At 61.4% G+C, this 21189-nt stretch carries 23 protein-coding genes and 1 pseudogene; 8 read left to right on the top strand and 16 right to left on the bottom strand.

Annotation, left to right across the window (positions count from 1 at the left end; all coding sequences use genetic code 11):
* Window positions 1–177: 177 nt before the first annotated feature.
* Together IAE39_RS24130 and IAE39_RS24125 are read left to right on the top strand one after the other, a co-directional pair.
* A complete protein-coding gene (locus tag IAE39_RS24130) occupies window positions 178–738 on the top strand; it encodes a PQQ-dependent catabolism-associated CXXCW motif protein (protein ID WP_201207028.1) in 561 nt (186 codons plus the stop codon).
* A gap of 58 nt (window positions 739–796) precedes the next feature.
* On the top strand, window positions 797–1462 hold the full coding sequence (locus IAE39_RS24125) for a response regulator transcription factor (protein WP_201207027.1): 666 nt from the start codon (window positions 797–799) through the stop codon (window positions 1460–1462).
* A 103-nt stretch (window positions 1463–1565) separates the two neighbouring features.
* Here the strand turns inward: IAE39_RS24125 and IAE39_RS24120 are convergent, their stop codons facing one another.
* The 9 genes from IAE39_RS24120 to pstS all read right to left on the bottom strand — a co-directional run bounded on the left by IAE39_RS24120 (window position 1566) and on the right by pstS (window position 11559).
* Window positions 1566–3464, bottom strand: a complete 1899-nt coding sequence (locus IAE39_RS24120; protein WP_201207026.1) for a PAS domain-containing hybrid sensor histidine kinase/response regulator — start codon at window positions 3462–3464, stop codon at window positions 1566–1568.
* The gene (gene nosP / locus IAE39_RS24115) at window positions 3433–4596 is read right to left on the bottom strand and encodes a nitric oxide-sensing protein NosP (protein WP_201207025.1); all 1164 of its coding nucleotides are present in this window, start codon (window positions 4594–4596) and stop codon (window positions 3433–3435) included. Before nosP ends, IAE39_RS24120 begins: the two co-directional genes overlap by 32 nt.
* 145 nt (window positions 4597–4741) lie before the next feature.
* Window positions 4742–5929 carry a porin gene (locus tag IAE39_RS24110; RefSeq protein ID WP_201207024.1) on the bottom strand — a complete coding sequence of 396 codons (1188 nt, stop codon included), beginning with the start codon at window positions 5927–5929 and terminating at the stop codon, window positions 4742–4744.
* A gap of 438 nt (window positions 5930–6367) precedes the next feature.
* Entirely contained in the window at window positions 6368–6967 is a 600-nt protein-coding gene (locus IAE39_RS24105; RefSeq protein WP_201207023.1) for a hypothetical protein, read from the bottom strand.
* A complete protein-coding gene (locus IAE39_RS24100) occupies window positions 6967–7665 on the bottom strand; it encodes a hypothetical protein (protein ID WP_201207022.1) in 699 nt (232 codons plus the stop codon). The genes IAE39_RS24105 and IAE39_RS24100 overlap by 1 nt, the downstream gene beginning before the upstream one ends.
* A 94-nt stretch (window positions 7666–7759) precedes the next feature.
* Window positions 7760–8548 carry a phosphate ABC transporter ATP-binding protein PstB gene (pstB, locus tag IAE39_RS24095; protein ID WP_012272766.1) on the bottom strand — a complete coding sequence of 263 codons (789 nt, stop codon included), beginning with the start codon at window positions 8546–8548 and terminating at the stop codon, window positions 7760–7762.
* A 50-nt stretch (window positions 8549–8598) separates the two neighbouring features.
* Entirely contained in the window at window positions 8599–9492 is an 894-nt protein-coding gene (pstA, locus tag IAE39_RS24090) for a phosphate ABC transporter permease PstA (protein ID WP_201207021.1), read from the bottom strand.
* Window positions 9492–10457 carry a phosphate ABC transporter permease subunit PstC gene (gene pstC, locus IAE39_RS24085; protein ID WP_201207020.1) on the bottom strand — a complete coding sequence of 322 codons (966 nt, stop codon included), beginning with the start codon at window positions 10455–10457 and terminating at the stop codon, window positions 9492–9494. The genes pstA and pstC overlap by 1 nt, the downstream gene beginning before the upstream one ends.
* A gap of 70 nt (window positions 10458–10527) precedes the next feature.
* Window positions 10528–11559: a phosphate ABC transporter substrate-binding protein PstS gene (pstS, locus tag IAE39_RS24080; RefSeq protein WP_201207019.1), complete on the bottom strand. Its 1032-nt coding sequence runs from the start codon at window positions 11557–11559 to the stop codon at window positions 10528–10530.
* Window positions 11560–11741: 182 nt separating this feature from the next.
* Between pstS and ppk2 the strand changes: the two genes are divergently transcribed.
* Complete coding sequence (gene ppk2, locus IAE39_RS24075; protein ID WP_442968460.1) at window positions 11742–12659, top strand: polyphosphate kinase 2; 918 nt, start codon at window positions 11742–11744, stop codon at window positions 12657–12659.
* 51 nt (window positions 12660–12710) lie between these two features.
* On the opposite strand, the gene IAE39_RS24070 is transcribed toward ppk2, so the two are convergent.
* The 4 genes and pseudogenes from IAE39_RS24070 to IAE39_RS24060 form a co-directional block, all read right to left on the bottom strand.
* Window positions 12711–13100, bottom strand: a complete 390-nt coding sequence (locus IAE39_RS24070) for an NUDIX domain-containing protein (protein WP_201207018.1) — start codon at window positions 13098–13100, stop codon at window positions 12711–12713.
* 321 nt (window positions 13101–13421) lie between these two features.
* A complete protein-coding gene (locus tag IAE39_RS24065; protein ID WP_201207017.1) occupies window positions 13422–13655 on the bottom strand; it encodes a hypothetical protein in 234 nt (77 codons plus the stop codon).
* Window positions 13656–13727: 72 nt separating this feature from the next.
* Window positions 13728–13857: pseudogene (locus tag IAE39_RS30010) on the bottom strand (MAPEG family protein); the annotation flags it as partial.
* A 7-nt stretch (window positions 13858–13864) separates the two neighbouring features.
* Window positions 13865–14179 (bottom strand): DUF2834 domain-containing protein, encoded by a 315-nt coding sequence (locus IAE39_RS24060; protein ID WP_201207016.1) that lies wholly within the window; start codon window positions 14177–14179, stop codon window positions 13865–13867.
* A gap of 251 nt (window positions 14180–14430) precedes the next feature.
* On the opposite strand from IAE39_RS24060, the gene IAE39_RS24055 reads away from it, so the two are divergent.
* From IAE39_RS24055 to IAE39_RS24040, 4 genes are all read left to right on the top strand, one after another.
* Window positions 14431–14697 (top strand): hypothetical protein, encoded by a 267-nt coding sequence (locus IAE39_RS24055; protein ID WP_201207015.1) that lies wholly within the window; start codon window positions 14431–14433, stop codon window positions 14695–14697.
* Between the two features lie 25 nt (window positions 14698–14722).
* Complete coding sequence (locus IAE39_RS24050; RefSeq protein WP_201207014.1) at window positions 14723–15238, top strand: hypothetical protein; 516 nt, start codon at window positions 14723–14725, stop codon at window positions 15236–15238.
* A gap of 65 nt (window positions 15239–15303) precedes the next feature.
* On the top strand, window positions 15304–15444 hold the full coding sequence (locus IAE39_RS24045) for a hypothetical protein (protein WP_201207013.1): 141 nt from the start codon (window positions 15304–15306) through the stop codon (window positions 15442–15444).
* Window positions 15445–15555: 111 nt separating this feature from the next.
* Window positions 15556–16374 carry a helix-turn-helix domain-containing protein gene (locus IAE39_RS24040; protein WP_201207012.1) on the top strand — a complete coding sequence of 273 codons (819 nt, stop codon included), beginning with the start codon at window positions 15556–15558 and terminating at the stop codon, window positions 16372–16374.
* Here the strand turns inward: IAE39_RS24040 and IAE39_RS24035 are convergent.
* The 3 genes from IAE39_RS24035 to IAE39_RS24025 form a co-directional block, all read right to left on the bottom strand.
* Window positions 16364–17149, bottom strand: coding sequence for a 2-keto-4-pentenoate hydratase (locus IAE39_RS24035; protein ID WP_201207011.1), 786 nt, complete (start codon window positions 17147–17149; stop codon window positions 16364–16366). The two genes, IAE39_RS24040 and IAE39_RS24035, sit on opposite strands and share 11 nt — an antisense overlap.
* 325 nt (window positions 17150–17474) lie before the next feature.
* Complete coding sequence (locus IAE39_RS24030) at window positions 17475–18818, bottom strand: MFS transporter (protein WP_201207010.1); 1344 nt, start codon at window positions 18816–18818, stop codon at window positions 17475–17477.
* Between the two features lie 44 nt (window positions 18819–18862).
* Entirely contained in the window at window positions 18863–20005 is a 1143-nt protein-coding gene (locus IAE39_RS24025) for an iron-containing alcohol dehydrogenase (RefSeq protein WP_201207009.1), read from the bottom strand.
* A 143-nt stretch (window positions 20006–20148) separates the two neighbouring features.
* On the opposite strand from IAE39_RS24025, the gene IAE39_RS24020 reads away from it, so the two are divergent.
* Window positions 20149–21078 (top strand): LysR family transcriptional regulator, encoded by a 930-nt coding sequence (locus IAE39_RS24020; RefSeq protein WP_201207008.1) that lies wholly within the window; start codon window positions 20149–20151, stop codon window positions 21076–21078.
* Window positions 21079–21189 lie beyond the last annotated feature (111 nt).

Here is a 21189-nt window from a genome sequence, read left to right as displayed (position 1 = left end):
CCCCCCCCCCCCCCCCCCCCCCCCCCCCCCCCCCCCCCCGCTCCTACAGAGGCCCGCGTCAAGGCGGATGCAGTGTTTACCCTCTACTACTTTAGTACCGCATTTACTGTCTATCGTCGCATTCACAAAGCACCGCCACTGGCATGTAATGGACCTATAACAAAAAGGAAAACCCCCATGCCACGTGCCCTGCCCCGGCTGCCACGCCCTTTGCTGGCGGCACTTTCGTTGAGCCTGTCGCTGGGCATTGCCCACGCCGACAGTACGCCGCTGTTCTCCGCCGAAGGCTATCGCACCAGCCTCTACCGCAGCCCGACCCCGCAGCAGGTCGAGGGCGGCCAGGTCATTGGCACCTCCGCTCTGCAGCGCCTGCTGGGCCAGAACCCCAAGCCGGTGCTGATCGACGTCTACCGCCGCCAATGGCTGCAAGGCCGCTTCATCGAAGACGAACCCCACGCCAACCTCCCCGGCAGCCTGTGGCTGGCCAACACTGGCGACGGCGAACTGACCCCGACCTGGCAGGCGTACTTCGTGCAAAACCTGGCAAAAGCCACGGCCGGGCACCCGGAGCAACCCGTGGTGTTCTACTGCCGCTCCGATTGCTGGTTGAGCTGGAACGCGGTAAAACGCGCTAAAGCCCTTGGTTACAACAACCTGTACTGGTACCGCGACGGCCTGGACGCCTGGCAGCAGGCCAACCTGCCGCTGCAGCCGGCGCAACCGGTGCCCTTCCCCTGACATGCTTGCCTGCGTCTGCGTGCCCTGCTCCATCCCATAAAAACAAGGTGAAAAGGCCATGTACAAAATTCTGATTGCCGACGATCACCCCCTGTTTCGCGAAGCCATTCATAACGTCATCAGTGATGGTTTCCCAGGCAGCGAGGTCATGGAAACCGCGGACCTGGACAGCGCCCTGGCCCTGACCCAGGCGCATGACGACCTGGACCTGATCCTGCTCGACCTGAACATGCCCGGCATGCATGGCCTCAATGGCCTGATCACCCTGCGCAACGAAGCGCCGACCACGCCGGTGGTGATCGTTTCGGCCGAGCAGGAAAAGCAGATCGTGCTGCAGGCCATCACCTACGGCGCCGTGGGCTTTATCACCAAGTCCTCGCCACGCTCGCAGATGATCGAAGCGATCGAACAGATCCTCAACGGCAACGTCTACCTGCCGCCCGACATCATCCGCGCCCAGAAAAGCAGCACCAGCAGGCGCCACAACGATGCCCCAAGCTTCCCGCCGGAAATGCTCCAGGCCCTGACCCGCAAGCAGTTGCTGGTACTTGAGCGCATGACCAAGGGCGAATCGAACAAGCAGATCGCCTACACCCTGGATATTGCCGAAACCACGGTCAAGGCACATGTTTCGGCGATATTGCGCAAGCTCAATGTGCACAACCGGGTACAGGCGATTCTCAGTGCTGGGGATATCGATTTTGCTGATTATCTGCGGCGTTGACCTGTTTCGGCCTCTTCGCGGGTAAACCCGCTCCTACAAGGGACTGCGATCGTTGTAGGAGCGGGTTTATCGAGGCGTCGAACCGCCGCGAATAGGCCAGAAGCTACGCCACACTGCTACGAAGCAAATGGCTCATCGCTGTCTTCAACTTCAAAGGCCGCACCGGCTTGTGCATCAAGGTATGGCCCAATTCGCGAATCTGCTGCTTGAGCTCGTTGCTGTAGTTGGCAGTAATCATCAACGCGGGCAGTGGCTGGGTGCGCCGGGCATTGATCCGCGCCACGGCGTCGACACCATTGCAGTCATTGTCCAAGTGGTAATCGGCAATCAGCAAGTCGGCCTCGGCGTGGTAGTTGTCCACCTGGCGCGCCAGGTCTTCCTCCGACAACGCGGTAATCACCTTGCAGCCCCAGCCCTCAAGCAAGGTGCGCATACCGGCACAGATTGCTGCGTCATTATCCAGCACCCACACCCGCGCCCCGCGCAGGCGCTCGAACATCGGCTCGCAAAGCACCTGGCTCGGCTGGGCCTTGGGCGCTGTGGCGCTCAACGGCACCTCGATGGCAAATACCGAACCCTTGCCAAGCCAGGAGCGAACACGAACCCGGTGGCCAAGAATGCCGGCGATCTTCTCGACGATCGCCAGGCCCAGGCCCAGCCCGCGGTCCTGGTCCGGGCGCTGCACGTCACCGCGCTTGAACTCCAGGAACATCTCGTCCAGGTGCTCTTCGGCAATACCGATGCCGCTGTCCCACACTTCAATCCGCAGGCCGCCCCGCAAGCGCCGGCAACCCAGCACCACACGCCCGCTGCGGGTGTAGCGAATGGCATTGCTGAGCAGGTTGCGCAGGATCCGCGCCAGCAACTGGATGTCACTGCGCACCACGGCAGAACACCCCACGAAGTGCAGCGCCAAACCCTCGCTGCGCGCCACCTGGGCATATTCGGCGGCCAGGTTGTCCATCAGCTCGCTGAGGGCGAACGGGGCGACATCGGCCTTGATCACCCCGGCATCGAGCTTGGAAATGTCCACCAATGTGCCCAGCAGGGTTTCCACATCTTCCAGCGAATTGCTGACATTGCGCACCAGGTGGGCACTGTCATGCGGCTCGCGGCTTTCAAGCAAGGCACTGGTGAACAGGCGCGCCGCATTCAACGGTTGCAGCAGGTCATGGCTGACCGCTGCGAGAAACTTGGTTTTCGACAGGTTGGCCTGCTCGGCTTCACGCTTTGCCTCGCGCAGGCGCGACTCAGCCCGGCTACGCTCTTCGATTTCGCGCAACAACTGGTCGTTGAGGCTGGTCAGTTCGGCGGTGCGTTCCCGCACGCGTTGCTCCAGGTGCTGATAGGCCTGGTGCAGCGCCTGTGCGGTATTGCGCCGTTCGGTAATGTCGCGAATCAGCACGAAGATGCCCACCACCTCGCCGCTGGCCAGGCGGTTGGGCACGTAGGAGCGCAGCATGTAGCGCTCTTGGCCATTGATGTTGGTCTCGGCAAATTCGAAGGTGACGCTCTCCCCCGCCAGCGCCCGTGCCACATAGGCCTCCAGGCGTTGGTAGTGCTGCTCGCTGTGCGCCTGGCGCAGGCTTTGGCCCAGCATGACGCCGCGTGGCCAGCAGTACCACTCCTCGTAGACCTTGTTGGTGAACTCGTAGACCAGGTCGGCGTTAAGGTAGGCGATCAGTGCCGGGACGTTGTCGGTGATCAGGCGAATCTGGTGCTGGTGGGCAGTCTCGGCCCGCTGCCGGGCCTCGCTGAGCAGGTGGTTGACGGCCTTGAGTTCGGCCATCGCCTGGCTCAGGGCATCGGTACGTTCACGCACCTGTTCGGCCAGCACTACCGAATGCTGGAAAGCGGCGTAAGGGTCGTTGCCGCGGGTTACCCCCGACTCGATGCGTTCGACCAACGCCCCATTGATGCGCTGCAACTTGTGGTTCTGCAGCTGCAGCCGGGTCACCTCGGCCTGCAGTTCAGCGACCGACAGGCGGCCGGTTGCGGGCAATGGCGACGCCGGTGAAGGTCTGGTTGATGTGCATGCCATTGAACTGTTCTCCGTAGGTGTTGAAGCCGATCACCCGTTGCTCGCGCAGGAACGCGCCGACTGGCTCCAGGCCGTGCTGGCCCTCCAGCTCCAGGCGCCGCAAGAAGCAGTCACAGCCGATGGTCAGCAGCAGCGGCCCAAGGCGCTGGTGCAGGCCGTCGAACAGCTGGTGCAGGTTCGGCAGCAGCGGGCCCGGGGTCATCGCCGTGAGCACGATGCCGTTCTCCACGGCGCAGTAGAAGCTCAGGCTCAGGTCGGCGTGCACTTGCTGGATCGCCCGCACGTAGTACTGGTCGTGAATGCGCACGGCCAGCGGGTGGGCGGCAAACACCCGGTAGTCGAGGGCCGCCACCGGCACACCGATATGGCGGGCGTATTCTTCGGCTGCGGGTTCGGCATTCAGCTCGAAAACCCGGCGCTGGGCGCTGTCGGCGCCGGTCACCACCAGTTTTTCCTGGCGCGGCTGGATGTGGTGGGTGGTGAATACCTCGAAGTCGAGCCAGGTGTTGACCAGCACCACCACTGCGGCACCGTTGTGAAACGCGCCGCCGTAATACACGTGTGTGCGGTTGAGGTAGTTGTCATCACCGGCCGAACCGCCAAAATGGGGGATGTCGCCCAAGGCAGCGCTGAGCGCGGCAAGGACCATTTCCTCGCGGCTGGAAAGGCCATCGAGCAGGGTCAGGGCAAAGCTGTGGCCCTTGATCGGCGCCAGGGAATTGCTGCGGCAGGTGCCGACCAGGCGCTCGACCATTTGTTGAGCATCGATCAGGCTGAACCGCTCCATTTCATCGATCAGCCCGGTGGCGATGGAAAAGTGCCGGTGATCGAAGCCCACCGCCGTCACGCAGTTGCGGCCGTAGCCCAGCGGGGTGATTTCGCCGGCGCTGGTGCAACCGACCAGGCGGATACCACCAAAGCCCTGCTCCAGGGCTTCGGCCAGTTCCTGGAGGTTGTATTCGGCAGAACAGAAGAACAGCACCAGGCCCAGGTGCGGGTGCAACAGCTGTCGCGCCAACTCCTGGGCAGCCAGCGTGGCATCGGTGGCCTGGGACATGGCGCTGACCACACCGTCGTTATGAGCCTGCTGCATCAAAATCTCCGGCGCGGGGTGGCTGAGGGATCAGTGTACGAAGGTGGGTCCGGGGGGCGAATGCTACTTGGGTAGTGGGTGGGCGGTTCCATGGAAGTAATGTTGTTCGCTTGTAATTGCCGGGGCCGCGCAGCGGCCCCGGGGCTTACCAGGTCAACACAGCCCCCACAGCCAAGGTATCGGTATCTTCGTTCTGCGCACTGCCTTCATGCCCATCGATGGAAAACTGGTTGTACTCGGCCACCAGCTTGAGGTTGTCGTTGACGTCATGGAAAAACGCCACGCCTCGGGTCTGGTAGTCGGCACCGCTGTTGACCGCGCCATTGCCATCGTCCTTGGTCTTGCCGTACGACAGCGCCACACGGTTCTTGCCGAACTTGTACGAGCCCTGCAGCAGGTAGCCGTTACTGTCGACATTGCGCAGCACCGGCTCACCGGCGTTGTTGGTGAAGAACGGGTTGATGCCCTTGGCCTGGAACCCCGAGCCGGTCAGCGACCAGCTACCCATCTTCGCCTGCACCCCATAGCCCACGCCCTTGGACGTGACTGTGTCCACCGTCGAGTCGGTGTTGTCGGAGGTCTGGTAGCTGCCGTTGACCCAGCTGTAGATCTGCGCCCCGCCGAGGTCGAACTGGTAGGTGATCTCGGTCTCGGTGCGCGGGTTTTCCTGGTAGGCCTTGCCGGTCGGGCTGCTGTCGTTGGTGTCCACCGGGTCCATGATGCCTACCGCCACCCGCAGGCCGTCCATTACCGGCGTGCGGTAGGTGATCTGCGAGGTGGGGAACGGGTACGGGTAGCCGCTGCCGATGTTGCCGAACGACACCCCGCCGCCATCCACCAGGCCTAGCGTGTCACTGACCTGGCCATAACCGGCCAGCAGTTCGTCGAGCAGGATGTTGGAGCGGGCGAACAGGCCGAAGTCCTTGCCGATCAGCACCTCGCCCCACTCGGGGTTGGCCACCGTGCCATAGAACTGGCGCACATCGATGGCGGTGTCGGTGCCGTTGGTTTCGCTGTCGTTGATGGTGACCCAGAACGAGGCACGCGCGCCGAGCTTAAGGTCGTCCACCTGCTTGCCCATGTTGAAGCCGATGTAGTTGGGCAAAAAGCCCATCTTCACCCGCGACTGGCGGCGGTCGAATTGCTCGCCTTCACGGTCGACCTTGCTGTTGACGTAGAAGGCGTTGATGTAGCCGTCGGTGGAAAACGTCGTCTGCTCCTTGTCGTACAGCATGATCTCGGCTTCGGCGACGCCGCTCAGGCCCAGGGTAGAAAGGCTGGCGATGGCGGCGGCGAGGAAACGAGGCGGCAGGTGCTTATTGTTGTTGTGCATGGCGCGCTCCAAACGGGGGACAGGATGTCGGAGGCGATTATCAGAAGTGGGCTGATGGCCAGGAACGCTGCTTTGGCGCGAGCTGGCGGGTGCTTTGGGGCGGAGGGTATGGCGCGGTGATTTGGTCCCGGGACCTGCTTGGGTCTGGGTGCAAGACTTAGGGTGTAGACAGGAATGGCTGGCGGGTATCAGTACCGCTGTATAAAGGGGTTGAGACGGTGAATGGGAGGAACGGCTAGGTCGAGGCTGCGCGGTGGATGGCACCGGCGTTGCCGGTGTTCGCGGGCAAGCCCGCTCCCACAGGGATCGCGCCAGCTTTTAGAAATTGAGCAAGACAGTTGTTCCCACAGGTGCGTGCAAAGCATCGATGATGCGCAAATCCTGTGGGAGCGGGTTTACCCGCGAAGAATGCTATTCGGTAGCTGGCATTGCGCGCGGTCAGGAGGCCAGCGCCTGCGAACGCTGGCACGCGGGCATTTCGTAGCGGTGCGGTTGCTGCCAGGCCAGCCGCGCCTGCACATCGACCGCCGCAGCCTTCACCTTCTGTGCCCAGTTCTCATCCTTCGGGCACACCACCACCACGCGGAAACCGTGGTCGACGCCCTCCAGGCGCACACCTTCGGAATCATCCACATGCAGGTCGATATCAAAGGCCGACGGCAACTTGGAGGGCGAGTTCTCCAGCCCGTTCTGGGCCAGGATGTGCTGGTGCCGGTCGCTGTTGACCACGCCGTCGACATGAATGCCATAGAGCATCAGCCAGCGGCGGATGTAGGCCGGGGTGCGCCCCGACGAGGTGTAGATCCAGATGCTGCAACCCTGGCGGCGCAGGTCGCGGATCAGTTCACGCGTGCCGCTGCGCAAGGGCTCACCCAGCCAGCGATGGACAAAACCGGGCAACTTGCTGTCCTCGGCGGCAGCATGTTCGGGCTGGCAGGCCAGCGTGTCGTCGATATCGAACGAAATGCGTACCTGGCCGCGCTTGAGCTTGCGCTCGATGGCCTGCCGCCCGCGTTCGAGCATGGATACCTGTTGCATCAGCGGCTCCCCTCACAGGCAGACACATGCGTGCCGGGCAGGAAGAACTTGCCGGGCTCAGGCGCCTTCGCTTCAAGGAAAGCGGCGTACTTTTTCTTGATCTTGGGTAATTCGTACAATGCCTTGACACCGTGTTTAGCGGAGTTGCGTATGACCGAGGACGGGTTGAAGTAACCCTCGGCGTTGTCCAGCGACAGCACGAATGGCGGCAGCCCGGCACGCATCAGCAGGTAGCTGACAATGAGCGAACCCGTGCGGTTGTTGCCTTCGATGAACAGCTGTGGCTTGCTGAGGATTCGTACATACACACCGGCTGCCCGCTTCCAGATCGAGTCACTGCCATACGAGCAGTACCAGTTGTACAAATCCTTGATGCCACCTTCCACGTTGTTGAAAAAGTGCGCCTCGGTTGCGGCAAGGTGCGGGGCGAACTCCAGGCGCCGGGCCGGGTCGCTGCCGCACAGTACGGTGGCGTTGATTTCCAGCATCAGGTTCAGCTGTTGCAGGTCGAACAGGTCGATACCGCGAGCGACATAATCGTCAATCAGGGCATAGCCTTCAACTACATTCAGCAGCACCTCGTCGGTAAACGGGTCCCGCGGTTCGGTGAAGTGCTGGCTCAGTTCGGCAAAGCGGCCCTGCACCTCGCGCAGTGCGCGCTCTACCGCTGACAGATCTAGACGACGCGTCGCTCGCATTGGAAATCCCGGGTAACACTTTAACGGAAGGTAACGCGGCCGGGTGTTGCAACCTCCCTGGTTGCAACACCCGGCCACCTTGGCTGTGCGTGACTCAGCTGAACTTGCCGCTGATGTAGTCACTGGTCAGTTGTTCGCGCGGGTTCTGGAAGATCTGCGCGGTCGGGCCCATCTCGACCAGGTAGCCGGTGCGGGTGCCCTGGGAGATATCCACCGAGAAGAACGCCGTGGTGTCGGCCACACGAATCGCCTGCTGCATGTTGTGGGTCACCAGGGCGATGGTGTAGTCCTTTTTCAGCTCGACCATCAGCTCTTCCACGCGACGGGTGGCGATCGGGTCCAGTGCCGAGCACGGCTCGTCCAGCAGCAGCACTTCTGGCTCGGTGGCAATGGCGCGGGCGATGCACAGGCGCTGCTGCTGGCCACCGGACAACGACAGGCCGCTGACCTTGAGCTTGTCCTTCACTTCGTCCCACAGTGCAGCGCCTTGCAGGGCGTGCTTCACGCGGTCGCCCAGGTCGCCCTTGTAGCGGTTCAGGCGCAGGCCGAAGGCCACATTGTCGAAGATGCTCATCGAGAACGGGTTGGGCTGCTGGAACACCATGCCGATGTAGCGGCGCACCACTACCGGGTCGACACCCTTGCCGTAGACGTCCTGGCCAAGGAAATGCACGTGGCCTTCAAAACGGAAGCCCTTCACCAGGTCGTTCATGCGGTTGAGGCTTCGCAGCACGGTACTCTTGCCGCAGCCGGACGGGCCGATGAAGCCGGTGATCTCGTTCTTGCGGATCGGCACATGGCTGTCACGCACCGCCATGAAGTTGCCGTAGAAGATCTTGTCCAGCTTGCAGTCCATGACGATCGGGGTAGCTTCACTGACCATGGGAGCGGCTCTTTGCGCAGTGGATACGTTCAAGTTGGATGCTCCCTTTCTCAATACTTGGGTTTGCCGAATACACGGCTAAGAATGTTGATGACCAGCACGATCATTACCAGCACCAGCGACGCTGCCCACGCCAGCTCCAGCTGGTTGTCGAACGGCATGCCGGAGAAGTTGTAAATCAGTACGGCAAGCGATGCCGTCGGGTTCATGACTGCCAGGCTGCCGTCATGGTAGATCCAGTAGTTGCTGAACAGCGCGGTGAACAGCAGTGGCGCGGTTTCGCCAGCAGCACGGGCTACGGCCAGCATCACGCCAGTGAGGATGGCCGGCAGGCCGGTTGGCAGCACGATCTTCCAGATCACCTGCGCACGGGTGCAGCCCATGCCATAAGCGGCGTCCTTCATGATCTTGGGCACCATCTTCATCGACTCTTCGGCGGTCAGCACCACGATCGGCAGCATCAGCACTGCCAGGGCCACACCACCGGCCGGGGCCGAGTAGGTACCGGTGGTCATTACCACCAGGGCGTAGGCGAATACACCTGCCAGAATCGACGGCAGGCCGGTGAGCATCTTGGCGGCAAAGCGCGCAGCGTTGGCCAGCTTGCTCTCAGGGCCCAGTTCGGCGAGGAACACGGCGGCAAGGATGCCAACCGGTACTGCGATGGCGGCGGCGATGCCGACCATGACGAAGGTACCGGCCATGGCGTTACCAAAACCACCGCCCATCTCGAAGCCGGTGGGTGGCAGCTCGGTGAACACTTCCAGGTTGAGCCGCGCACCACCGCGGGTGATCAGCATGTACAACACGGAAATCAGCGGCACGCTGGCCACCAGGGCTGCGAACCAGGCCAGGCTGGTCAGGATCAGGCTGCGCAGGGCACGGCCTTCCAGCTTGCGCTGCAGGCTGGGCAACGCGGCTACAGGGGTCGTCAGGTCAGTCATCATTTGTTACCCCGCTGGGCGTAGAGCATGATCATCGAGCCGAGCACGTTCACCAGCAGGGTGATGAACATCAGCACCAGTGCTGCATACATCAGCACTTCAATCTCGTTCGGGCCGGCTTCCGGGAAGTTCAGCGCCAGCAGCGCCGCCAGGGTGTTGGCCGGGGCGAACAGGGAAAGCGACAGCGTGTTGGCGTTGCCGACCAGCATGGCCAGCGCCATGGTCTCGCCGAGTGCGCGGCCCAGGCCCAGCACCAGCGAACCGAAGATGCCGGTGGCGGCGGATGGCACCATCACCTTGAGGATGGCTTCCCAGTGGGTGGTGCCCATGCCGTAGGCAGCCTGCTTGGTTTTCATCGGCACGCTGGTCAGCGCGTCCTGGGACACCGCAGCAATGGTCGGCAGGATCATGATTGCCAGGACCAATGCCGCTGGCAGCAGGCCAGGCCCGCTGAGGGAGGTGCCGAAAAACGGGATCCAGCCCAGCTCGCTGTTCAACCAGGTGGTCAGCGGGCGAATCGCCGGGATGACCACATAGATGCCCCACAGGCCGTAGACCACGCTGGGGATGGCGGCGAGCAGCTCGACGATGGTGCGAAACACCGCGGCAAGCCTGGCCGGAAGGAAATCCTGGGTAAGGAAAATGGCCATGCTGACGCCGAAGAAACCGGCGATCAACAGTGCGATGAAGGCGCTGTAAAGCGTGCCCCAGATCGCTGGCAGAATACCGTACTTGCCTTGGTTGACATCCCAGACAGTGCCGAACAGCACGTCGAAACCGTGCTTTTCAATGCCGGGCAGTGCCTTGCGGCCCACTTCGTAGACCAGCGCGAAGACCAGCGCCAGCACCAGCACCACGCCAATACGTGCAAGCGCACGGAAGGTGCGATCGACCAGAAAGTCTTTCGTAGACGGTGGCTGGCACGCGGAATCGGGGTTATCCGGTATGGCAAAAGGTGTGTTCATGGGCAAGTTCCGGGACTAGGGACAAACACCCCCGGCATGGCTTCATGCCGATGCCGGGAGCGCCTGAGTTTTACTGGATGTTGGCAGACGCTTTACGCACCTGGTCGACAACCGACGGTGGCAGCGGGATGTAACCCATCGAGTCGGCGATCTTCTGGCCTTCGGTCAGGCCGTACTCGACCATTTCACGCATGGCCTTGGCCTTTTCCGGGTTGCCGTTGTCCTTGCGGAAGATCATCCAGGTGTAGGAAGTGATCGGGTAGGACTTGGCACCTTCCGGGTCCGGCAGGGTCGCGATCAGGTTTTCCGGCATCTTCACCGCAGCCAGTGCCTCGGCACCGCTCTCGGCGTTTGGCACGACGTATTGGCCGGCCTTGTTTTCCAGTTGGGCGAAGTCGACCTTGGCCAGTTTGGCGAAGCCGTATTCGATGTAGCCGATGGCACCTGGGGTCTGACGAACGGTGGCGGTCACGCCGTCGTTCTTCGGCGACTTGATGAACTTGTCGGTGGCCGGCCAGTTGACGGTGTTGCCTTCACCCAGCTCTTTCTTGAAATCGGCGTTGATGGCCGACAGGTGCTTGGTGTACACGGCGTTGGTACCGCTGGAGTCGGCACGCACGACCACGGTGATCGGCAGGTCAGGCAGCTTCAGTTCCGGGTTGGCAGCGACGATCTTCGGGTCGTTCCACTTGGTGATCTTGCCCAGGAAGATGTTGGAATACACATCGCGAGGCAGTTTCAGGCCTTTCGGGTTGCCTGGCAGGTTGTAGGCCAGGACGATTTCGCCGGCGGTCATTGGCAGCAACTGCACGCCCTCGCCTACCTTGGCAATGTCTGCATCGCTCATGCCCGAGTCGCTGGCGGCGAAGTCGACGGTCTTGTTCAGGAAGTCCTGAACGCCTGCGCCGCTACCCTTGGACTGGTAGTCAACGGTAACGCCAGCGGTGTTCTTGCTGAAGTCCTTGAACCAGGTCAGGTAGATGGGTGCAGGGAAGCTCGCGCCGGAACCGGTCAGGCGAACGTTTTCTGCGGCAAAGGCTGCACCAGTGGCGCAAAGGGAGACGGCAACAGCGAGTGCAGCAGACTTCATCAGGCGTATCATCTAAAAGCGCTCCGTGTGATGGCCGGCACACTTTGCATCAGCTGTGTTACAGCTTTGTGACTGTTGAAAGGCAGGCCGCGAGATAGAGCTTTTTGCCCGTGCCATGACGGCAGCCTGATGTCATGCCTTGGTAACCGAAGGCGATTATCACTTTGCCATCCCTCCCCGCACGAGCGCTTGCCATGTCCCCGACCGAACACAACCTGATGCGGCGCATCCACCGCGAGCTGCTTGATCACAGCGATGAAGAACTGGAGCTGGAACTGGCCGAAGACGGCCATGACCTCAATGCGCTGTTCGATGAACATGTCGAGGATGGCAGCGAGAAGGCGGCGCGCAGAACGTATTTTCGCGAGCTGTTCCGTTTGCAGGGCGAACTGGTGAAGCTGCAAAGCTGGGTGGTCAAGACCGGGCATAAAGTGGTGATCCTGTTCGAAGGCCGCGACGCTGCCGGCAAAGGCGGCGTGATCAAGCGCATTACCCAGCGCCTTAACCCGCGGGTCTGCCGGGTGGCCGCCCTGCCCGCCCCGAACGACCGCGAACGCACCCAGTGGTACTTCCAGCGTTATGTTTCGCATTTGCCGGCAGCCGGTGAGATCGTGCTGTTCGACCGTAGCTGGTACAACCGCGCCGGCGTGGAAAAGGTCATGGGCTTTTGCAATGACGACCAGTACGAGGAATTTTTCCGCACAGTGCCGGAGTTCGAGCGCATGCTGGCCCGCTCGGGCATCCAGCTGATCAAGTACTGGTTCTCCATTTCCGATCAGGAGCAGCACCTGCGTTTTCTCAGCCGCATTCACGACCCGCTCAAGCAATGGAAGCTCAGCCCCATGGACCTGGAGTCGCGCAGGCGCTGGGAGGCCTACACCAAGGCCAAGGAAATCATGCTTGAGCGCACCCATATTGCCGAAGCGCTTTGGTGGGTGGTGCAGGCCGACGACAAGAAGAAGGCCCGGCTCAACTGCATCCACCACCTGCTGGGGCAAATGCCCTATGAAGAAGTGGAAGTACCGACGATCGAGTTGCCGCAACGGGTGCGCAAGAAAGACTACATCCGCAACCCGACGCCGACGGACATCATTGTGCCGCAGGTTTATTGACCAGAGACATCACGCAAGGCCGCTCCTACAGGAGACCGCGCAATGTTGCGGCTACGCACAGCGCCTGAGCAAGGTCTTGATCGGCCGCCTCACCCGGCGTTTGCCCACCTGCCGTGGCTTGATCCAGCGGCAGGCGTCTATTTCATTCAAGGGGCGTGGTTTGTCGGCCGCCTTGCGCGCTTCGAACAGGTAGTGGATGACCCGCTCTTCCCGATACTCGCTGACAAAGCGCAGCTCATCGAACGCGAGGCCGGTCTCTTCGGCCATTTCGCGGCGCGCGGCCTGCAACGGCGTTTCATCCGGCTCTACCCGGCCGCCGGGCAAGTTCCATTTGGCGTTGCGCTTGCGCACGAACAGCACTTGGCCGTCCTTGCGGTAGATCACCGTGGCCCGCAGCTTGATGCCTTTGCGCCTGGCTGTGGCGCTGTCCATTGCCTTCATGCGTCATCCCGGTTCGACTGGCTGGGCCGGAGCCCTGGAACGGCTCCTGTCTCAACGCTACCCCGACAATGTGTCGATTGAATGACGGCCGCTCGTCCACTGGCCGGCACCGTTAATGGCACCGGCTTCGCTGGTGTTCGCCGTGTCTTTAGCGTCGCCTATGCGATCGAGCGCCGCCCGCGCGGCGCTCGACCTCACAGGCACCCAACACCTCAAGACGAGCACCTGTCAGCCCTGACTGCTTGCACACCCCCGTGGGAGCGGGTTTCACCCGCGAACACTGGCAAAGCCGGTGCCAGCCACACCCACTATCGAAACCAATCAACCAATGCCAACAATATCGGCGTCACCAGAATCGCCGCAGCGGTTGCGGCACGCACATTCGAATTCGGCCTGGGCACGGGTGGAAAAGTTCAGGCTCAGACGCACCTTGTCATGAGTATCGTAAAGGTCATAGCCCTCCCCCAATGCGGCGGGAAAACCGAGCCGCCGAGGGTAAATCTCTTTCTGGATTGGCACTGCGGGAACCACAACGAAGCGCGTCTGCATGATCATCCCTCTTCGGCAGTGCTTAAGTATTAGTACTGCTATGTGAAAGCATCAAGATGACTCATGCAATATTTTGGTTCAGCTGCAAATCTTCGCTGGGATGAGGGCGCAAAAAACCAGCAGGCAAATAACCCCCGACGCCGTAGAAAAGCGTTCGCCATGGCTGCAGGCCGAACAGATAGGCCAGCGTATGCCATAGACCTGCAACGTACCGCTCATGGCTGCTGCCCCTCGGCAACACCTCTGGTCACCAGATACAGCAACGGCCCCAGCGAGACGAATACAGCGGCCAGCAGCAGATAAGGCAACACCGTGACTGCGGCTTTGCCCCGCAAGCGGTTGTCCCTCACCATCCAGCAGCAGGCCAGCCCCGCCATCAGGTACAGGTCGATCACCACCTGGGCGGTGTCCGGCCGCGACAACAGCGCCAACCCGAACGCCAGCAGCGATTGCTCGGCAATCAGCATCGTCCAGCCGGTATACAGCGAAAACAGCACCAGTAACGTCAGCGCGCAGATACGCAAGCCCATCGTTCCTCTCCTGAGTAGGGTTTGCCGGCACAATAGTGGTAGGGTTGCCTGCGCTCAATGACCCGTGAGGTCATGGACATTGCACTCAGGATGATTTGCTTAAAATCGCAAAGGCTATCCGAAATCCCCGTAGGAGCGGCTTTAGCCGCGAACACCGGCACAGCCGGTGCCACTCAACGCGCCACATGATGGATGAACAACAGGAAGTTATTGCGAATAACAGCAATCCTTGAAACCCTACTATTGGTGGCATGTATGAAGATGACCGCCTGATCGTCAGCTTTGCCTATGACGCACTGGGGCGGCGCCTGTACAAATACTCACGCTCCAAGTACCGCGACCGCCCGCAAGCCGGCCCGGTGTGGAACGAGAATGCCCGGGTGCAGCGGGATATCGAACTGGGCTGTGGTTTTACCTGGTACGTGTGGGAAGACGATAGCTGGAATCAAGACAAGCCATTAACAGCTGTTGACGCGAAACAGAAAATTGAAGAACCGAAAGGAAAACTATCAAAATAAGACTTAAAAATACGCGAGGGCGCTTTTGAGCAAGCAGAACGCTGGATTGACAGAGCATGCAAATGTGGCGGGCTACAGAAAGAAGAGCGACGCACCTTCCAAGTCAAAGGTACACAACACGAACGTGTCGATATCGAAATCAGGTCAGGAAAAGCGTTCACGGAGCAATGATATGCACGCAGATTTTTTAGAGAGCCAAGAAAAATACAAACTCTTAGAAAACTATTTTTTCAAAATATTTATTGAAGAAACAAAATCACAAGGATTAAGTTTGGCGGAATTTAAAACCCCCCATTACAGCGCACACTTCGCCAATGGTACTCCATTTATGGATGGAAACCCGATATTTTCAGCCAAAAATATAGCAACAGGAAACATCTTAAGGATAGTTATAACTGATGACGTGAGCAAATACGCAAAAAATCACAACACCATTGACAACTTTGAAGAGCTCTGCATAGTCATGAGGATTTCAGAACTTAATTTGGTGCAGCAAGATATTTCATCTTGGATCGATCAACAAGCACAAGAGTCATCATAGACGTTCTACTACATCAAATTCGCTTTTCATCTAGCGCATCAGCCTAGTAATCAAGGCTGGTTCGCTTGGAGACTTACAACAGTTTGCGGCTGCGTTACGAAGATGACCGCCTGATCGTCAGCTATGCCTATGACGCACTGGGGCGGCGCCTGTACAAATACTCACGCTCCAAGTACCGCGACCGCCCGCAAGCCGACCCGGTGTAACGCACAAGCACCCAGCAAATTGATGGCTCAGGCACAGTGGTGATAGCGTTGCCTGCGCTAAATGACCCGTGAGGTCATGGACATTGCACTCAAGGACGATCAGGGCAACGCATGAACCAGCATCTGTTCCATCGAAATACCCCTGCCCCGCACACTGCGGCTGGCCAGCATCTGCGTGACCTGCGCCGGCAGGCCAGGCTCAGCCAGCTGGACCTGGCGTTGCTGGCCGGGCTGTCGCAGCGTCATCTGAGCTGTGTGGAAACCGGGCGCGCCAAGGCCAGCCCGAGCACCTTGCATGCCCTGTTATCGGCGCTTGGTGCGCCGCTGGAGCACTGCAACGAGGTGTTCGTCGCCGCCGGCTACGCACCCCGCTACGCCGCCTCGCCGCTCGATGCGCCGGAACTGGCATTGGTGAATACTGCAATCGAACACATCCTGCAGGTGAACAACCCCGCACCGGCGATCGTCATCGACAGCAACTGGGATGTGATCGCCGCCAATACCAGCACCGGGCTGCTGCTGGCGATGGCCGGCGTCACCGCTCAGCCGGCAACCGGCCTCAATCTGCTGCAGACACTGCTGTGCCCAGGCGGGCTGGGTGACCACCTGGCCAATGCGCCAGAAATCCGCGCTGCAGCCTGGCAACGCGCGTCCAGGGAGGCCGCCGGCAACCCGGCGCTGGCAGAGCGCCTGCGTGGCTTGCCGGCCCCGGACAGCCCAGTGGATGCGGCAACGGCCACACCCGTGCTGCTGACCCGCGTGCGAACGCCCTATGGCGAGCTGAAGTTCCTGTCCACATTTACCACCTTCGGCATGCCGCAGGACATCACCGTGCAGTCACTGCGCATCGAACACTTGATCCCCGCCGACGCGCAAACCCGGCAGACAATGCAGAAGGCGTTCGATCAGTGGTCGACCGTTACAGCGTGAACGACAGCGTTCGGCCTAGAAATCTGGCACTGACCTGATGCCCTGCCTGGCTCAGGTCAAATGGCTGGCACATGGCCCCGGTGGTTACCACATCACCTGCCTTGAGCGTTTGCCCGCGCTCGGCAGCGTGCGCATACAGGTGGGCCAGCGACAGCAGCGGGTCGGTCGCTGCATCACCCGACAAACCACGCGCCCGTAATTCGCCGTCTACATAGACCTCGGTCGTCTCGGCCAAGGTAGCCAACAACGGTATATCGATGCCTGCGCCCAGGCTGGGGCTGACGACCAGTGCCTCGAAACCGACGTTGTCGGCGACAAAGCTCGGCCAGCCGACAGCCTTGCGGTCGACGAAACGCGAGCGCACCACTTCGAAGGTAACGCAGGTGGCGCGGATATCTTCGCTGACCGGCTGCCGCCCGGCTTGTGGGGGGATATCACGGTCGAGCACGAAGGCAACCTCGCACTCGATGGTCACTGGCGTCACAGCAGGCAGCTGTATGTGCACACCGTCTGCGTGGCAGCGCTTTTCTTCCAGCTGGCCGATCAGGGGCCGGGACAGATTGGCCGCTCGCATGCCTGCCGGGCTGCCGACCCCAAGCTTCCACCCGGCGCGCTGGCCGGCGGCGGCGGCAAACAACTGCTCCTGGCTGTCGTAGCCTTGCTTCAAGGTCTCGGGCTTGAGGCTGGCGGGCAGTTCCGTCAGCAGCTCACCGCTGCGCCAATGCTGCAACAACAAAGCGGCGGTGCGTTGGGATACGAAGAGCGAACTGTTCATCAAGACCTCATGGTGATGGGTGTTGGCGGGGTTCAGATGCTAGGGCCTGGCATTGATAAGGATAAATATATTGTCATGATGCCTGGGATCACAATCCGTTATGAACCTGCCTAGCGCGTCACAAGCCCGCTCTCATCGAACAACAAATTACTTACTGATTTAGCAGGGACCCTGTGGGAGCGGGTTCACCCGCGAATGCGATGCTGACTTTACTCCGCATTCGCGGGTAAACCCGCTCCCACAATTCCTGCGACACGCTTGCAAACGCTGTTGTCTGCCCAACAGCGCCGCCTGAAGGTCTGGGTAAGGCCGAGCTTGCGCAGGGTCAGCTGTCGGTGGAAACCGGCTGCTTCAGCAGCAACACATACGCCATCGCCGCCACTGCCGCCACCGCCGCACTGATCAGGAACGCCGAAGCAAACGACCCGGTCTGCTGGATGCTGAACCCGGTCACGATCGGTGCCACCGAACCCGCCAGGTAGCCGCCGAAGTTCTGGATCGAACCAAACGATGCCACGCGCCGGCTATCAACCACCGTATTGGCAATCATCCAGGCGGTGGAACTGGCCATGTTCACGCTGAACAGTGCGCAGCACAGCAAAGCCACACTGAGCATGAAGCCACTGCCGAACGACAGCGGCACGGTGAAGGCTGCCGCTGCGAACAACGCACTCACCACCACCCGCTTGCGGCTGCCCAGCACGCTGGCGCCGTTTTTCACCAGGCGGTCGCAGATGCGCCCCGCAACAATGGTCCCCAGGGCACCGAACACATACGCCAGCGAGACCACCCAGGCAGTCTGGTACAGGCTCAGGCCATGCTCGCGTTCGAAGTAGCCCGGCAACCAGGTCAGGTGCAGCCACAGCATGTAGATCACGCCCATGAAGCCCAACACGGCGCCCCAGGTACTCTTGTGGCGGAACAGTTCGGCCCATGCAGCCAGCTGCGCCCGCAGGCTCGGCCGGGCAGTTGCAACCGGCTGTTTGTGCGCCTGGGTGGCCAGCAGCCGCTCACGTTCTTCGGCCGGCAGCTCGGCCAGGTAGCGCGCCTTGCTTTTGTAGAAGGCAAACCAGCACGCTGCGACCAGGATGCCGAACACCCCGGTGACGATGAACATGCCGCGCCAGCCCCAGGTGATCATCAGCAAGGTCAGCAACGGCGGCGCCAGGCACGGGCCGATGCATGTCGATGACAGCACGATGCCGGTCGGCGTCCCGCGCTTCTCGGCTTCGAACCACTCCGCCAGCGCCTTGGCCGCCGACGGGAACATCGGTGCTTCGCCAATCCCCAGCACCACCCGCAGCCCGATGAACGCGGCAAAACTGTTGATCAGGCCGGAAGCCGTCTGTGCCACCGACCAGCCCAACAGTGCCGCGCCCAGCGAAATCTTGCTGCCCAGGCGGTCGATGATCATGCCCAGCGGCAACTGCGAGAAGGCATACGCCAGGGAGAATGCCGACAGTAAAATGCCCATCTGCGACGGCGTGATGCCCATGTCGCGCTGGATCGAGGTGTTGGCAATCGACAGCGCACTGCGGTCGACGTAGTTGATGATGCCGATCACCAGCAGCAGGCTGACGGTGATGACCTGGTACTTCTTGAACGGGTTGGCGCTGGCGGCCGCATCAGGCGCGCGGGCAAGCTCGGCTTGCGCATATTTGCTAGTCATGGGCGTTCACTCTTGTTTTTATTGATTGAACAGCGGGTCACGGCTTACATGGACGCTTCAAGCAACCACTGGTAGTCCTCGGCAGACGCCTCACGCGGGTTGGTGCGGTGGCTGTGATCGGCCAGCGCGCCCTGGATGATGCGCGGGAACAGTTCTTCACCGACGCCCAGCTCGCGCAGGCCGCTCGGTAGGCCCAGAGTGCGGGTGATGTCGCGGATGGCCTGTTCGATCTGGCGGTCATCGTCCAGCCCCATGGCCTGGGCAATGCGCTGCATCTTGTGCTCGTTCAGCACCGTCTGGGCCTGGCGGTTGAAGCTGATCACCGCCGGCAGGAAGATTGCGTTGAGGGTGCCATGGTGCAGGCGCGGGTTGATCCCGCCCAGCGCATGGCTGAGGCTGTGCACGCAGCCCAGGCCCTTCTGGAAGGCCAGTGCCCCCTGCAGCGACGCGCTCATCATGTTGATGCGCCCGTCCAGGTTGCCCGGTTCGCGGGTGGCGGTCTCGATGTGGCGCCAGGCGCGCCACAGGCCGTCCAGGGCAATACCGTCGGCAGGCGGGTTGAACGCAGGGGCCATGAAGGTTTCCAGGCAGTGGGCAATGGCATCCATGCCGGTTGCGGCAGTGAGTGGTGCTGGCAGGCCAAGCGTCAACGCCGGGTCGCAGATGGCGGCCTTGGGTACCACATGCGGCGAGATCACCCCCACCTTGCGGCCGTCGTCAAGAATCAGGATCGCGCCGCGCCCTACTTCGCTGCCGGTACCGGCCGTGGTTGGCACGGCGATCACCGGCGCAGCCGCCGGCGTGATGCGGGCCAGCCCGCCTTCGATCACGGCAAAGCTTTTCAGCGGCCCTTCGTGGCGGGCACATACCGCCACGCCTTTGGCCAGGTCGATGGCCGAGCCGCCGCCGATGGCGATGATGCCGTCACAGCCACATTCCTTGAACATGGCCACGGCTTCGCGCACGGCGCCTTCATTGGGGTTGGGAGGCGTAGCGTCGTAGATCGGCAGTTGTGCCGTACTGTCGCCAAAGGTGTTGATCGCCGTATCGACAATACCGGCAGCACGCACGCCGCGGTCGGTCACGATCAAAGGCCGGGTTATACCAATGCGCTCACATTCGCCAGGCAGGCGGGCAATGGCACCGATTTCGAATTGGATCTGGGTGATGTAGTTGATCAGGGACATAGGGCCTTCATAGCCTACCGGCTTTGTTGTTCTGGGCTGTTCAGCCGCACTGCGTGCGACACCGTGCAGCGCCAGTATAGGAATGCGCGCCCAGCCATGGTATTGAGAACAATCCATATCGGTATAACCCGGACGCATATCCGATGACCCCTTCGCTGAATTCGATCATGTCCCGCCTGCACGCTCGCCACCTGCGCCTGCTCATCGAACTGGACGAACACCGCTCGCTGCTGGGGGCAGCAGGCAGCGTCGGGCTTACCCAGCCCGGTGCCAGCAAGGCCTTGCAGGAAATCGAAACCACCTTCGGCACGGTGCTGTTCAACCGCACCAACCGCGGGCTGGAGCCCACCGCAGCCGGCCACTGCGCGATCCGTTACGCGCGTGTGGTACAGACCGACATCGCCAACCTGCGGCACGACCTGGACGCGATCCTGCGCGGGGTTGGCGGCCGGCTGGCGGTTGGGGCGATCATGGGCGCCGTGCCATTGCTGATGAAGGCGGTGTCACAACTGGCCAGCATCCAGCCGCAGATGTCGTTCGAAATTGTCGAAGACACCAGCCAGTCACTGCTGGCGCAGATCGAGAGCGGCCGCCTAGACATCGCCCTGTGCCGGACCAGCGTCAGCAATACCCCGCACTTGTTCGCCAGCACCTTTGTCCAGGATGAGACGCTGGCGGTCATCGCCAACATCGACCACCCGCTCAAGCACGCCTCAAGCCTGAGCCTGGCCGCGCTGGCCGAGAGCCGCTGGATCGTGTACCGGGCCAACATGCCGATGCGCGTGCAACTGGAGCGCGAATTCCACGACGCCGGGCTGCGCTTCCCGCTGCACCTGGTGGAAACCACTTCGATCCTGGCGACCCTGTCGCTGCTGCAGAACCGCCCCGACTTCGTCGCCCTGGTGTCGATCGACGTGGCCCGGCAATGTGCGATCAATCAACAGGTGAGCATTCTGCCGCTGAGCATGGCTTCGGTCAGCGACCCCTACGAGCTGGTTACCCGCAAAGGCAGCCAGGCGACACCGGCCATGGACACGCTTGCCGAGTTGCTGCTGTTGCAGGGCCGGCAGTAAGGCGAGGTGTTTGCCGTGCCTTTAGCATCGCCTGTGAGATTGAGCGCCGCCCGTTGTAGCAGCGGGTTCATCGAGGCGTCGAACCGCCGCGAAAGGGCCAGACCTGCAGGC

The organism is Pseudomonas sp. S37, assembly GCF_016658545.1.
GTDB lineage: Bacteria > Pseudomonadota > Gammaproteobacteria > Pseudomonadales > Pseudomonadaceae > Aquipseudomonas.
This window is presented reverse-complemented; position numbering and strand designations above follow the sequence as displayed.

What these genes read in the sequence shown, in the direction of transcription:
- IAE39_RS24130 (WP_201207028.1), top strand. Translation starts at nt 178, where the DNA reads ATGCCACGTGCCCTGCCCCGGCTGCCACGCCCTTTGCTGGCGGCACTT.
- IAE39_RS24125 (WP_201207027.1), top strand. Translation starts at nt 797, where the DNA reads ATGTACAAAATTCTGATTGCCGACGATCACCCCCTGTTTCGCGAAGCC.
- nosP (WP_201207025.1), bottom strand. Translation starts at nt 4,596, where the DNA reads ATGCAGCAGGCTCATAACGACGGTGTGGTCAGCGCCATGTCCCAGGCC.
- IAE39_RS24110 (WP_201207024.1), bottom strand. Translation starts at nt 5,929, where the DNA reads ATGCACAACAACAATAAGCACCTGCCGCCTCGTTTCCTCGCCGCCGCC.
- IAE39_RS24105 (WP_201207023.1), bottom strand. Translation starts at nt 6,967, where the DNA reads ATGCAACAGGTATCCATGCTCGAACGCGGGCGGCAGGCCATCGAGCGC.
- IAE39_RS24100 (WP_201207022.1), bottom strand. Translation starts at nt 7,665, where the DNA reads ATGCGAGCGACGCGTCGTCTAGATCTGTCAGCGGTAGAGCGCGCACTG.
- pstB (WP_012272766.1), bottom strand. Translation starts at nt 8,548, where the DNA reads ATGGTCAGTGAAGCTACCCCGATCGTCATGGACTGCAAGCTGGACAAG.
- pstA (WP_201207021.1), bottom strand. Translation starts at nt 9,492, where the DNA reads ATGACTGACCTGACGACCCCTGTAGCCGCGTTGCCCAGCCTGCAGCGC.
- pstC (WP_201207020.1), bottom strand. Translation starts at nt 10,457, where the DNA reads ATGAACACACCTTTTGCCATACCGGATAACCCCGATTCCGCGTGCCAG.
- pstS (WP_201207019.1), bottom strand. Translation starts at nt 11,559, where the DNA reads ATGATACGCCTGATGAAGTCTGCTGCACTCGCTGTTGCCGTCTCCCTT.
- ppk2 (WP_442968460.1), top strand. Translation starts at nt 11,742, where the DNA reads ATGTCCCCGACCGAACACAACCTGATGCGGCGCATCCACCGCGAGCTG.
- IAE39_RS24070 (WP_201207018.1), bottom strand. Translation starts at nt 13,100, where the DNA reads ATGAAGGCAATGGACAGCGCCACAGCCAGGCGCAAAGGCATCAAGCTG.
- IAE39_RS24065 (WP_201207017.1), bottom strand. Translation starts at nt 13,655, where the DNA reads ATGATCATGCAGACGCGCTTCGTTGTGGTTCCCGCAGTGCCAATCCAG.
- IAE39_RS24060 (WP_201207016.1), bottom strand. Translation starts at nt 14,179, where the DNA reads ATGGGCTTGCGTATCTGCGCGCTGACGTTACTGGTGCTGTTTTCGCTG.
- IAE39_RS24055 (WP_201207015.1), top strand. Translation starts at nt 14,431, where the DNA reads ATGTATGAAGATGACCGCCTGATCGTCAGCTTTGCCTATGACGCACTG.
- IAE39_RS24040 (WP_201207012.1), top strand. Translation starts at nt 15,556, where the DNA reads ATGAACCAGCATCTGTTCCATCGAAATACCCCTGCCCCGCACACTGCG.
- IAE39_RS24035 (WP_201207011.1), bottom strand. Translation starts at nt 17,149, where the DNA reads ATGAACAGTTCGCTCTTCGTATCCCAACGCACCGCCGCTTTGTTGTTG.
- IAE39_RS24030 (WP_201207010.1), bottom strand. Translation starts at nt 18,818, where the DNA reads ATGACTAGCAAATATGCGCAAGCCGAGCTTGCCCGCGCGCCTGATGCG.
- IAE39_RS24025 (WP_201207009.1), bottom strand. Translation starts at nt 20,005, where the DNA reads ATGTCCCTGATCAACTACATCACCCAGATCCAATTCGAAATCGGTGCC.
- IAE39_RS24020 (WP_201207008.1), top strand. Translation starts at nt 20,149, where the DNA reads ATGACCCCTTCGCTGAATTCGATCATGTCCCGCCTGCACGCTCGCCAC.